This is a genomic window from Agarivorans sp. Z349TD_8 (assembly GCF_050870825.2).
GTDB lineage: Bacteria > Pseudomonadota > Gammaproteobacteria > Enterobacterales > Celerinatantimonadaceae > Agarivorans.
Map to the genome: position 1 here is coordinate 2,939,313 of NZ_CP194037.2, position 13,193 is coordinate 2,952,505.

Annotated in this window: 12 protein-coding genes; 6 read left to right on the forward strand and 6 right to left on the reverse strand. The window is 42.6% G+C overall.

Annotated features, from left to right (window positions below):
- Window positions 1-12: 12 nt before the first annotated feature.
- A complete protein-coding gene (locus ACRRS1_RS13210; RefSeq protein WP_432452704.1) occupies window positions 13-1,281 on the forward strand; it encodes a YeaH/YhbH family protein in 1,269 nt (422 codons plus the stop codon).
- A 7-nt stretch (window positions 1,282-1,288) separates the two neighbouring features.
- Window positions 1,289-2,788, forward strand: a complete 1,500-nt coding sequence (locus tag ACRRS1_RS13215) for a SpoVR family protein (RefSeq protein WP_432452703.1) — start codon at window positions 1,289-1,291, stop codon at window positions 2,786-2,788.
- A gap of 322 nt (window positions 2,789-3,110) precedes the next feature.
- On the opposite strand, the gene nhaD is transcribed toward ACRRS1_RS13215, so the two are convergent.
- Both nhaD and ACRRS1_RS13225 read right to left on the reverse strand, forming a co-directional pair.
- The gene (gene nhaD / locus ACRRS1_RS13220; RefSeq protein WP_432459592.1) at window positions 3,111-4,526 is read right to left on the reverse strand and encodes a sodium:proton antiporter NhaD; all 1,416 of its coding nucleotides are present in this window, start codon (window positions 4,524-4,526) and stop codon (window positions 3,111-3,113) included.
- A gap of 40 nt (window positions 4,527-4,566) precedes the next feature.
- A complete protein-coding gene (locus ACRRS1_RS13225; RefSeq protein WP_432459593.1) occupies window positions 4,567-5,736 on the reverse strand; it encodes a GGDEF domain-containing protein in 1,170 nt (389 codons plus the stop codon).
- Between the two features lie 107 nt (window positions 5,737-5,843).
- Here ACRRS1_RS13225 and ACRRS1_RS13230 point away from each other — a divergent pair, with 107 nt between their 5' ends.
- Entirely contained in the window at window positions 5,844-7,058 is a 1,215-nt protein-coding gene (locus tag ACRRS1_RS13230; protein ID WP_432459594.1) for an aminotransferase class V-fold PLP-dependent enzyme, read from the forward strand.
- Window positions 7,051-7,458 carry a SufE family protein gene (locus ACRRS1_RS13235; RefSeq protein ID WP_432459595.1) on the forward strand — a complete coding sequence of 136 codons (408 nt, stop codon included), beginning with the start codon at window positions 7,051-7,053 and terminating at the stop codon, window positions 7,456-7,458. The genes ACRRS1_RS13230 and ACRRS1_RS13235 overlap by 8 nt, the downstream gene beginning before the upstream one ends.
- Window positions 7,459-7,462: 4 nt before the next feature.
- On the opposite strand, the gene ACRRS1_RS13240 is transcribed toward ACRRS1_RS13235, so the two are convergent.
- From ACRRS1_RS13240 to ACRRS1_RS13255, 4 genes are all read right to left on the reverse strand, one after another.
- Complete coding sequence (locus ACRRS1_RS13240) at window positions 7,463-7,741, reverse strand: hypothetical protein (protein ID WP_432452698.1); 279 nt, start codon at window positions 7,739-7,741, stop codon at window positions 7,463-7,465.
- A gap of 185 nt (window positions 7,742-7,926) precedes the next feature.
- Window positions 7,927-8,367, reverse strand: a complete 441-nt coding sequence (locus tag ACRRS1_RS13245; RefSeq protein WP_432459597.1) for a hypothetical protein — start codon at window positions 8,365-8,367, stop codon at window positions 7,927-7,929.
- A 294-nt stretch (window positions 8,368-8,661) separates the two neighbouring features.
- Entirely contained in the window at window positions 8,662-10,398 is a 1,737-nt protein-coding gene (locus tag ACRRS1_RS13250) for a sodium:solute symporter family protein (RefSeq protein ID WP_432452696.1), read from the reverse strand.
- Entirely contained in the window at window positions 10,399-10,650 is a 252-nt protein-coding gene (locus ACRRS1_RS13255) for a DUF4212 domain-containing protein (protein WP_432452695.1), read from the reverse strand. It lies immediately after the preceding gene.
- A 390-nt stretch (window positions 10,651-11,040) separates the two neighbouring features.
- Between ACRRS1_RS13255 and ACRRS1_RS13260 the strand changes: the two genes are divergently transcribed.
- A complete protein-coding gene (locus ACRRS1_RS13260) occupies window positions 11,041-11,724 on the forward strand; it encodes a tRNA (adenine(22)-N(1))-methyltransferase (protein ID WP_432452694.1) in 684 nt (227 codons plus the stop codon).
- A 148-nt stretch (window positions 11,725-11,872) separates the two neighbouring features.
- The gene (locus tag ACRRS1_RS13265; protein ID WP_432452693.1) at window positions 11,873-13,174 is read left to right on the forward strand and encodes an inosine/guanosine kinase; all 1,302 of its coding nucleotides are present in this window, start codon (window positions 11,873-11,875) and stop codon (window positions 13,172-13,174) included.
- Window positions 13,175-13,193 lie beyond the last annotated feature (19 nt).

Here is a 13,193-nt window from a genome sequence, read left to right on the forward strand (position 1 = left end):
TGGAGGGCGTCAATGGCTCATTTTATCGATCGACGTTTGAATGGTAAAAATAAAAGCGCGGTGAACCGCCAGCGCTTTATTCGCCGCTATAAAAGTCAAATTAAGCGGGCGGTGAATGACGCCGTTAATCAACGTAGTATTCAAGACTTAGAGAACAGCGAAAGCATTAGTATTCCGCATAAAGATATTAGTGAACCATTTTTCCATCAAGGCGAAGGAGGCCATCGTCAGCGAACTTTACCAGGCAATGACCAGTTTGGAACCGGAGACAAAATAGACCGTCCAATGCAAGAGCAAGGCGGCGGTTCAGGTGATGGTGAAGCCAGTGATCAAGGCGAAGGCACTGAAGAATTTCAATTTACCATTTCCAAAGATGAATATTTAGATATTCTATTTGACGACTTGGAGCTCCCCAATCTGCAGGAGACCGATGTAGACAGCATTGTTGAATACCGAACTGCTCGCGCTGGCTATACCAATGACGGTGTGCCTGCCAATATCAATATTGTGCGATCCTTGCAAAACTCTTTGGCTCGAAGGATGGCTATGGGGGGGGATAAACGTAAGCAACTTAAACAGTTAGAACAGGAACTTGCAGAAAAAATTTTAGATCCACTCGTAAACCAAAGAGTAATAGAACAATTAAAACAAGATATCGCTAACTTAAAAAAACGTTTAGCAAAGATCCCTTTTATCGATACTTTTGATCTTAAATTCAACAATTTTGCGAAATACCCCGTACCGAGTACTCAAGCCGTTATGTTTTGTTTGATGGATGTTTCAGGTTCGATGGACCAAGCAACCAAAGACATCGCCAAACGATTCTATTTACTCCTATATCTATTCTTAACTCGTAGCTATAAAAAGATAGAAGTGGTGTTTATTCGCCACCACACTCAAGCAAAAGAAGTTGATGAACATGAGTTTTTCTACTCTCAAGAAACCGGAGGCACGATTGTTTCTAGTGCGCTGACTTTAATGGATGACATCATCAAAGCGCGTTACCCCAAAGAGCAGTGGAATATCTATGCGGCTCAGGCATCAGATGGCGATAATTGGGCCGACGATTCACCCAAGTGTCGAGAATTGTTGGAAAAAACGCTACTTCCACTCAGTCGCCACTATTCGTACATAGAAATCACCAATAGAGCCCATCAAAGCTTATGGCATCAGTATGAGCAACTCAGTGAAATCTTCCCAAACTTCTCTATTCGTCATGTAAAAACGGCCGAAGAAATTCTGCCAACCTTTAGAGATCTCTTTAAAAAAGCCACAGCGTGAGGCCCACATGAGCAAAACTAAGATGTTGCCCGATGGACCAGATTGGACCTTCGAGATGCTAGAAAGCTATCATCAAGAAATAGCCAAGGTAGCTGAACATTACCAACTAGAGACCTATCCAAATCAGATTGAAGTCATCACTGCCGAACAAATGATGGATGCCTACTCCAGTGTCGGTATGCCAATCGGCTACCACCATTGGTCTTACGGCAAAAAATTCATTCAAACCGAACAAACCTATAAACGGGGACAAATGGGTTTAGCTTATGAGATTGTGATTAATTCCGATCCTTGTATTGCTTATTTAATGGAAGAAAACACCATGCCTATGCAGGCTTTAGTGATCGCTCACGCCTGTTTCGGTCATAATAGTTTTTTCAAAAATAACTATCTCTTTAAAACTTGGACCGATGCTAGCTCGATTATTGATTACTTAGTTTTCGCAAGAAACTACATTAGCAAATGCGAGGCTCGTCATGGCGTAAATGCGGTTGAAGATCTATTAGATTCCTGTCATGCATTAATGAACTATGGAGTTGACCGCTATAAACGCCCGAGCCCGATATCTATGGAAGAAGAAAAACTACGGCAGGATTCCAGAGCCGAGTATTTACAAAGTCAAATCAATGAGCTGTGGAAAACCATTCCAACGAAACAAAATAGTGATCCCCAAGCTAAAGGTCGTTTCCCGGTATCACCTGAAGAAAATATTTTGTACTTTGTGGAAAAACACGCACCTCTATTGGAAACGTGGCAACGAGAAATAGTTAGGATCGTGCGTAAAATTAGTCAATATTTTTATCCTCAGAAACAAACCCAAGTGATGAATGAGGGTTGGGCTACCTTCTGGCACTATACCATCACCAATCACTTGTTTGATCAAGGCTTAGTCAGTGAACGATTTATCTTAGAAATATTACATAGTCACACCAGCGTAATATTGCAACCCAACTATAACAGCCCATACTTTAATGGCATAAACCCCTACGCATTAGGCTTTGCCATGATGACTGATATTCGTCGGATCTGCGAGTCTCCAACGGAAGAAGATAAACGCTGGTTTCCAGATATTGCCGGGAAAGATTGGTTAACAACCTTACACTTTGCAATGCGCAACTTTAAAGATGAAAGTTTTATCAGTCAGTTTCTATCGCCTAAAGTCATTCGCGATTTAAAACTATTTACGCTTGATGACAATGAACATAAACCTTATTTAAAGGTAAAAGCAATACATGATGATCAAGGCTACCAGCAAATTCGAGAAGCGCTCAGCTCACAATATAACCTAAGTAACATCGAACCAAATATTCAAGTATATAATGTTAACTTACGGGGTGACCGTTCACTAACCCTTCGCTACGTTCCTCATCAGGGCATTCCTTTAGCCAAAAGTAAACATGAGGTACTCAAGCATCTACATCGATTATGGGGCTTCGATGTAATACTTGAACAAGTTGATGAACAAGGAAAAGTAAAGCAAATTGCACGCTGCCCTAATCCAGAATAGCTACAAAAGGAATGGGCGACATATATTCTAAGGGGAATTAGCTTCAGCAAAAATAAATTTATTCCCGACCTCACCAGCAATTAAGCTTTTAAGGTCTGTTTTTATTCAAGATAAAAATTTTAATCTCTACAAGCGGTATCAAGCAAAGCAAACAAATACCGCTTTAACAGAGTATACGGCCCAACTGGCAATGTATAAACGTATAAGCCCCCTACTCCCTAGAGTGCGTGACTGCGGTCAGTAGAAACCGAGAAACCGTTTGATGGCTAGAATTAAAAGATTAACAGGCTGAATAAAACTGGTATTTCAAGCAACAAGCCCCTCAAAATAACGAAGCATTAAGTAACAAATGGCAATAAATCGAGGCCACGTAACCCAGCGCAATCACCGGACTCCAGCGCAGGTGGCTAATAAAACTATAGTGACCACGGGCTTGCCCCATCAGCGCCACACCCGCAGCAGAACCGATAGATAATAAGCTTCCCCCAACCCCAGCAGTTAAGGTCACCAATAACCACTGTCCCAACACCATGTTGGGCTCCATAGTGAGGACCGCAAACATTACTGGAATGTTATCCACAATTGCACTCAACACGCCAATCGCAATATTTGCATGAGTTGGCTCCCATCGCTGATACATCAGAGAAGATGCCATCTCCAAATAACCAATAAATCCAAGCCCTCCGACGCAAATAACCACCCCATAAAAAAACAACAAGGTATCCCACTCGGCTCTAGCAACCCGGTTGAATATATCAAAAGGCACCACACTACCAAGAGCTTTTAAGCGTGCATCATCTCGTTGAGCAATCGCATTCACCGCTTTTTTATGTAAGCTAGAAGCTAAGGTTTTACGTAAAAAGAAGCCAAAGAACTGCAGATAACCGAGCCCCATCATCATGCCTAACACAGGCGGCATATGGAATAGACTATGACCTAATACAGCGGTAGCAATCGTCACCAAAAACAGCAGTACAATTCTTTTTGCGCCACGTTTTAGCTCTACCGTTTCATTTTCAGCTTCCACAGAGTCTGCTGAAACAAACACCGACATGATGATGGCAGGAATCAAAAAATTCACCATCGAAGGTAACAATAAGTCAAAAAACTGAGAAAAATGAACCAATCCTTTTTGCCACACCATCAGCGTTGTAATATCACCAAAGGGACTAAAAGCGCCTCCAGAATTGGCACCAATCACAATATTGATGCAGGCTAAATTAATGAATTTGCTATTGCCATTAGCCACCTTCATTACTACTGCGCACATTAACAAAGCCGTCGTCAGATTATCGGCGACCGGAGAGATCACGAAGGCCAAACTTCCCGTTAGCCAAAATAATTGACGATAACTGAGCTGCTTACGAACCAGCCAGGCTCGCAGTACATCAAACAGCCGCCGCTCTTCCATCGCATTGATATAGGTCATCGCCACCAACAAAAACAGCATCAACTCAGAAAACTCAAGTAAATTGTGCCTGAAAGCCTCAGTGACGAGGTGCTCTTGGCCAGAGCCTCGATAATAGATAGCAATTAAAAACCAAATTAAGCCTGCAGCAACCAATACTGGCTTAGATTTTCGTAAATGAATCACCTCTTCGCTCATCACCAATAAATAGGCAACAATAAAAATAACCAAGGCGCCATAACCTAACCATGAATCGACCAAATTACTATTTTCAGCGGCATTTACAGTTAAAGAAAAAACACATAATAGCAAGAATAAAGGGGCCCGCATCCAATCCAACTCCTAAGTGAAACCGAATATATTCAAAAACTTAACGGCCGTAGCTCAAAGCTACCGGACTACGATGGTTATTCATGGCATGTTCAGCTTTCATCAGTAATTGTTCAACAGTCATCACGGAACTATCGATACAAGCCACCCCAAATCTCGTTTCCAGTTGTAAGTCCTCAGCAAAACGACTCCAAAATTCTGTACTCAATGCAGTCTGCATACGTTCTGCGGTATCGAGCGCTTGATAAAGGCTTGTCTCAGGTAAACCAATAACAAACTTGTCTTGTTGATAACGAGCGATTAGGTCTACTTTTCTAATCTTAGGATGCAATAGATTTACCATGTTAATCAGAAGCTTATCGGCTTCTTCTTGCCCCCGCGTATCTTGGTAGTTAAAAAAATGATTAATTTTTATTAAGATGACAGAATAAGCATTTTGATAACGAGAGCTTCGTTCGATTTCTGTCTCGGAGAATCGTTTAAAACAGGTCTCATTTGCTAAGCCAGTTACGGGATCAACGTCTACTACTGGCGATAATGATTCATCATCCGCAGCGCTAGCGAAATACTGTTCGCTAAACAGTTGTAATCCCTGTTCAGCAATATATTGATTACGCCATAATTTATGCAATAAAAAGATCCCGACAACCAACAGCACATAAACTAAACCCATGGTTGAAAGTATCGAATATGCCCATTGGCCCAAGTGCAGGGAAGAGGCCTGAAAATCGATATATACCACAAATCCGCCAGCAATACTTATCATGCTATGTGCCAATACTATTGGTATATAAATAGTTGTGAGTAACACCGGTAAACTAAAAATCAACCAGAAAGGTAAAACAAGGACAGAATGGTTAAAGAGTAATAAGCAGAGCAACAGGCAGTGCTGGCAGAACATCGCAAGGACAAAAGCCGATACCTCTTTTACGCTAAGGATCTGCTGACCAAACCAGCCTAATATAACTTGAATAAACAACCAGCAAGCAAGGGCTCCAGTCGCCTGCCAATCTGCGACCACCCACCAAGCTTGTAATAAACCGGTTTGTGTAAAAAAAAACAACACACTCAATGCATATATCACTTGAATACCAGCCAGCCGACGACACTGTTGTAACCACTTCATCTCGCGAAATTGACTTTCCTGACTCGGCTGAGCAAAGCCAAAATAGACTTTTTGCCAAGTAACTAAGCTTGAAGACTGTGGCATCTTATCTGTAACTCCATTACTAAAATCAAAGATAACATCGATATAGGCTAGTGTAGAATCTCCGCTACCGATACAATAACCGCTTTATTTGCTATGGTAAGACAACTGTGACTTCAGCTAAACAGCATATCTATCGGCGGTATTTTCCGTCTTTAAACCGCGAAAACCAACAGCTTACCTATTTGGATAGTGCGGCATCGACACAAGTTCCTGAAGCCGTGCTCAACGCGATTCAAAACTACTACCAACACGGTCATGGAAACGTTCATAGAGCGAGTCATCAATTCGCGCGACAAGCCACCAATGCCTTCGAATCAGCCAGAAAGACCATTGCTGAATTTATTGGTAGCAAAGCTGACAACATCATTTGGACCAGCGGCACCACCCAAGGCTGTAATATGCTAGCGAATGGCTTAGCCTATAGCTTAACCGAGGGTGATGAAATTTGGGTGAGTGAATTAGAACATCACTCCAACCTCGTCCCTTGGCAACAATTAGCAGCCAGAACCCGTGCCACTCTTAAGTGTATACCTATATTAAATAATGGTGATATTGATATAGCTAATTTTAAAGAACACTTTAGTGAAAAATGTAAAATTTTAGCGATCTCTCACGTCTCCAATAGCATTGGGGCGCTGTTGCCTATTCCAGAACTAGTCCGACACGCGCAACAATACGGCGCAAAAGTGATTGTTGATGGCGCTCAGGCGATCGCTCATCTAGATGTTAACGTTGAGCGTTTAGGCTGCGATTACTATCTTTTTTCTGGTCATAAAGTCTATGGTCCAACAGGTATTGGAGTACTTTATGGAAAAACGGAAGCCTTGGAAGCCTTACAACCAAGTATATTTGGCGGAGAAATGATCAGCCAAGTGAGCTGCGAAACAAGCACTTGGAATCGTCTGCCCTACCGATTAGAAGCGGGAACACCGAACATTGTGGGGGCCATCGGTTTAGCCGCAGCCCTAAAATTTTTAAAGCAGTTTCCGCTCAAAGAACGTTTAAATCACGAACGCAGCCTATTAAATTACGCACTAACAAAGTTAAAAGAACACCCCAAGGTCGAGCTGATTGGGACGCCAATGATGCGTGTTGGTTTAATTTCCTTTGTTCTCAAAGGGATCCATCCTCAAGATGCTGCGACGCTGTTCGACCAGTATAATATAGCGCTACGATGTGGCCATCATTGTGCGATGCCTTTAAGTAAAAAACTCGCCAAACAAGGTAGTATTCGTCTGTCTCTAGGGCTCTATAATACTCAGCAAGAGATCGATAAACTCATCGAGGCAATAGACAATATCATGGAGCTATTTGATGAGTAATACACCGCAAATCGGTTTAACTTTAGAGCATATAGAGCAAATTTTTCAGCCATGCCAATCTTGGGAAGAACGTTACCGACAATTGCTATTATTAAGCAAACAGCTTCAACCGATAGATCCGCAATACCAGACCGAACAACACAAAGTTATTGGCTGCGAAAGCGACGTATGGCTGCATTACCATCAAGGTCAACTACAAATAGATAGTAACGCTCGAATCATCAAAGGCTTACTGGTGATCTTGCTGGCTTGCATTGCTGAATACCCTCAACAAACAGAACCAGCCAAAATCTTATTCCGTAAGACCTTAACCCAATTGGGTTTAGCTCAGCACCTCAGCGAATCGAGAAACAATGGCATTACTGCCATATGGCAGCAAATAAACACCAACGGTTGCTAATCAATTATTCTTCACTAGGAATGGTGTATTGGCGACGTTTTTTGGTTTTAATGATCACTTGTGGCTTAGAAGCACCTTCCTCAACCACCGCTCTATATTGACTTCTTGGAATAGACTCGGCTGTAATTTTTGGCTTAACTAAAACGTTTGGCTTAGCTGAAACGTTTGGCTTAGCTGGCTCAGGAGGACGACCAGCAACAACATATTTAAATCCGCAATCACGGCATGCCATTAAAGCAGGTTTATGTCCACCACAAGATGGACATACTTGATTAGCACTCACGACTTAATCCTATAAAAATAATAGATAAAAGTAACAAACACCAATTGTATTGGATTGGCTGCATTTAATCACAACAAATTAATCATTTAATGATCTAGAAACTAGTTTTTGACATCAAAGAACCGAATGAATGCACTGCATCTTGTTGCACACCAAAGAAGTATATTCTCTCAATTAGGTGATATTTAACGCACGGTTTGACTGTAGAATTCGCTGATATATTTGCCACCTTTAATATTAGCGATGATACGTAGTTTATAGCTATTTCCCTGATTAGGGATCAAACTCCGCAATTCAGTGCTGCGCTGCCAATAATAAGGGCTATCTTTCATTTCCATGGGATAAGCGGTAACCTGCTCCGAACTATCAACCAAGAATAAAGTGGCTTGGTCTAAAGGAAAGGTTGAGTTCACTTCGGTGACTCCCGCTTGATCAGAGATATTTAAACGAAAATCACCCGATTGCAAAATACATTGTTGATTAATAATATCGCAATGACCATAAGTACTGAGCTGAATCACTCTATCCTTACCCGCGTCATGCTCTAAATAAATATCAGAAGCAATGTAGCCGCCGATAGCCAAAAATGGCATCACCAGTATCGCCAACTTAGTATGTTTGTTCATTTATACATCCTGTATTTGGAGCTTTAAAATTGGACACTCTGTAGCAAAACTGATTGTCTGGTTTTGAGTATTTGAAAACCATCACTACGTAAAAATGTCCAACAATTTTTAACACCTCATGATAGAACGGCGATTTGCCTCTACTATCAACAATCATTGATCGTAAGTCATCTTAAACCTGAATAGACCTATCACTATCTGGTTTTAAGTATGATTCATAATACGGTCATTTAAGATAAAGAAAGGCTCCAACTAGGGAGCCTTTTGCTTCACTAAGTTCAATCAATACTCGAATTAATGGTCGTGTGCTGCCCCCGCACCATGCGGTATACGGAAGTTTTCCACCATATCTTGAATATGTTGCGGCGCGGGTCCTGTGACCTTGCAAACAGCAAAAGCAACGGCAAAGTTAACTAAAGCCCCAACAACACCAAAGGCATTAGGCGAAATTCCCAAGAACCAATTGGGAGCCATATCACCCAAGAAAGAGGTACCAGGAATAAACATAATGCCCTTATGCTGGAATACGTACAGCATAGTCACGCCAATCCCCGAGCACATGCCTGCAATCGCTGCTGTGCCACTCATTTTCTTGGCGAAAATACCCATCATCAACGCAGGGAAAATAGAAGACGCAGCTAAACCAAAGGCCAATGCCACCGTACCTGCGGCAAATCCAGGCGGATTTAAACCGAGATAACCCGAGACAAGAATGGCTAAGGTCATCACAATACGACCCGCCAGCAACTCATTTTTATCCGAGAGGTTGGGCGTTAACACCCCCTTCATCAAGTCATGAGATATAGAGGAAGATATCGCCAATAATAGACCCGCCGCCGTAGATAGAGCTGCAGCCAAACCACCCGCAGCAACTAAGGCGATCACCCAATTAGGCAAATTCGCAATGGCTGGATTAGCAAGCACCATAATATCACGGTCCACTTTCACCATCTCATTTGCGCCTTTATCGGCCACATACTGAATTTTGCCATCACCATTTTTATCTTCAAATTTTAGCAGCCCAGTTTGCTCCCAATCTTTAAACCACTGAGGACGCTCATCATATACCAGATTGTTATCCGCTGAAGGAACAATGGTATTCATCAAATTAAAGCGAGCCATGGCGCCTACTGCTGGTGCCACAGTGTAAAGAAGCGCAATAAATACTAAAGCATAACCTGCCGAAGAACGAGCCGCTTGCACCGTTGGTACGGTGAAGAAGCGCATAATCACATGTGGTAAGCCCGCAGTACCGATCATTAACGACATGGTGTAGGCAAACATATTCAGCGTGCCTCCCATATTATCAGTGGTATACTCTTTAAAGCCTAAATCAGTGACCACCATATCCAACTTATCCAACAGGTATACACCACTGCCATCAGCCAAAGTGCTCCCTAAACCAAGCTGCGGAATAGGATTACCCGTTAACTGCAAAGAAATGAATACTGCCGGAATCGTGTAAGCAAATATCAACACACAATATTGAGCAATTTGCGTATAAGTGATGCCTTTCATCCCACCTAACACCGCATAAACCCAAACGACCGCCATACCGATATATAAGCCGTTATCGTATTCCACTTCCAAGAAACGGGAAAAGGCCACACCCACCCCTTTCATTTGACCGATAATATAAGTTAGTGAAGCAATGATAAGACATATAACTGCAACAATTCGTGCCCCCCTAGAGTAATATCGATCAGAAATAAACTCCGGTACGGTAAATTTACCGTGTTTACGCATATAGGGTGCTAACAACATTGCCAATAATACGTAACCCCCGGTCCAACCCATTAAAAATACCGAGCCACCATATCCAAGGAAGGCAATCAAACCTGCCATAGAAATAAACGATGCGGCACTCATCCAGTCGGCGCCAATTGCCATCCCATTCTGGATCGGTGTTACCCCACCACCAGCCACATAAAAATCGCTAGTTGATGAGGCGCGAGCCCACCACGCAATAGCAAAATAAAGCCCAAATGAGCCAAATACGGCGATGTAGGTATAGAGTTTTAACTCGTCCATTTATGACTCCTTCACATGGTATTTTTTATCGAGCTTATTCATTTTGGCGGTATACCAAAAAATTAAAGCGACGAAGGTATAAATTGAGCCTTGTTGCGCAAACCAAAAACCTAATTTATATCCACCTAAACGGATCTCATTCAACGGTTCAACCAATAACAAGCCAAAACCAAATGAGACCACGAACCATATGACGAGACAGATAAATATCAAACGCAAGTTTTCTTGCCAATATGTAGTCTGTTCTTCCATGACATTTCTCCAAGCAATCTAGGTCACGCATTGCTGATTGTAGGGTGACTAATATGTTGCATTATTGTTAATGGCCAAATTTGATTTAAATCAGCTTCTTTGCTGTAGCAATAGATCCGATATCAAATCAATTCAAGCCTACCGAATAAAAACTTAACAAATACTTAACAGGACAGGTATTAATCTTTAGTCTAAAGCTTTGCGAAATTGACTAAAAGTGAGAGCTCGTCGCACTCAAATAGGCCATATTTGGCACCAAAGATCACTTCAGATAACGAGGTTTAACCAAGCAAGCAATAGAGACTGGCTTCAAGCTAGGAGTGGTGGGCTAAAATAGTTGCCAATAAAGGCTAGAAATATACTATAGCGTGGTTTATTTAGGGGATTATCGTGAAACTCAACCGCCGCTTAGCATTTATTGACCAACTGATCACTCAGCACTACCGTGATATATGGGACTGCTGCTGCGATCACGGACAACTGGGAGCCCAATTACTACAACGGGAGATAGCCGGGACGGTGCACTTCGTCGATCAAGTTTCCACGATAAGCGCCCAACTAGAACAACAATTACAACGATTTTTCCCGTGCAATAAGTCTCATTCGAGTCCGAAGTGGTTAGTTCATTGTATTGATGCTGGCGAGCTCCCATTAAGCGCGGCTCATCCAAGCCAAACGGAGGAGCTGATTATCATTGCAGGTGTCGGCGGCGAATTGTGCATCCAGCTGATTGATAGCATTTTATCGAAACATCCACAGCGGCCGCTAGAATTCATTCTTTGCCCAGTCCATCACCAATACGAATTACGCGAATTTTTAGCCAAGAAGAAACTGGCATTACTCAGTGAACATCTAATTGAAGACAAACGGCGCTGTTACGAAGTGCTGCATGTGAGCACAACTGCAGGCCTTAACATTAGCCCAATCGGTCAGCAGATGTGGCAACTAACGAATCCCGAGCATCGACGTTATCTATTAAGGACTATTCAGCATTATCAGCGAATGAGCCAAGCCTCGGCACATCCTGCCTTAAGCCAGTATCAAGCTTTACTCGAGCCAGATGAACATCAATAAAAGGTGAAATCACCTCATTTTCATCGCAAAGAGGTGTATATCAATTCAAAAAGTCACATTTCATACAGCCTGTGGTAAAATCGCCGCCGCTCAACAAGGTAGCAGCTAAGCTGCTAAAACAAGCACTATTGAAACAAGCGACTTTTGCATGAAATTTCCTGGCCAACGTAAATCCAAACACTATTTTCCGGTAGAGTCTCGCGACCCTTTAACCAATTTGCTGGATCCGGTGCAACGCCCGCAACATACCCACATTACAGGCATCGATCAAACCTTAGTGGATATAGAGGCGCATGTTAGTGAAGACTTCATTCAACGCCATAACTTAGTGAAGGGAAATTCTTTGCTGATTGATGATGAGGCCGCGAGTCTTCTCTATCAGGAGCTACAAGACGCTCAGCTGATTAGCGCTGAATTTGCTGGTGGTACTATCGGTAATACACTGCACAACTATTCTACTTTAGCTGATGGTAGGTCGGTGATGTTTGGCGTGATGAGCAAGAACATCACCATTGGAGATTACGCTTACCGCTACTTATGCAACACTTCTTCGCGCGTCGATCTTAATCATTTAGAACCAGTTGCCGGTCCTGTTGGGCGTTGTTTTACCCTCATCACTGAATGTGGTGAGCGAACTTTCGCCATCTCTAAAGGCGACATGGATAAGCTCAGTCCCCAGCACATTGATGAACAACTAATTAAATCTGGTGCCGCCTTAGCTTTAACCGCTTATTTAATGCGAGCCGGGAATGATCCGATCACTGATGCGGCAATGTTAGCGATTGAATATGCACATCAAGCCGAAGTCCCAGTGGTACTAACGCTCGGCACTCGCTTTTTAATTGAAGATGATCCTCAATGGTGGCAAAAATTTATCGCAGAGCATGTCACTGTATTGGCTATGAATGAAGAAGAAGCAGAAGCCTTAACTGGACACAGTGATATATTACAGGCTTGCGAAACCGCTTTAGAATGGTGTGATTTGATCCTTTGCACCGCAGGGTCCCGTGGTTTATTCATGGCCGGTTATACCGACGAAAATCATAAACGTAGCACCACACATACCCTGTTACCCGGCTCTATTCCAGAATTTAACCGCTATGAGTTTTCTCGGCCCATGTTGCGCCAACATTGCCAACAAGCAGTCAAAGTATATTCACACATAGCCCCATTTATGGGCGGTCCCGAAAAAATAACCAATACCAATGGTGCGGGTGATGGGGCGTTATCGGCACTACTACATGATATGGCGGCTAACGTTTTTCATCGTACAAATGTACAACAATCCAGTAAACACCGTTATCAAGCCTTAAGCTATTCCTCATTTGCGCAAATTTGTAAATACGCAAATCGAGTCAGCTATGAAGTATTGGCCCAAGATAGTCCTCGACTATCCCGTGGTTTACCAGAGCGTGAAGAAAGCCTAGAAGAGGCTTATTGGGAACGCTAAGCGCCCCAATATAGCGTTA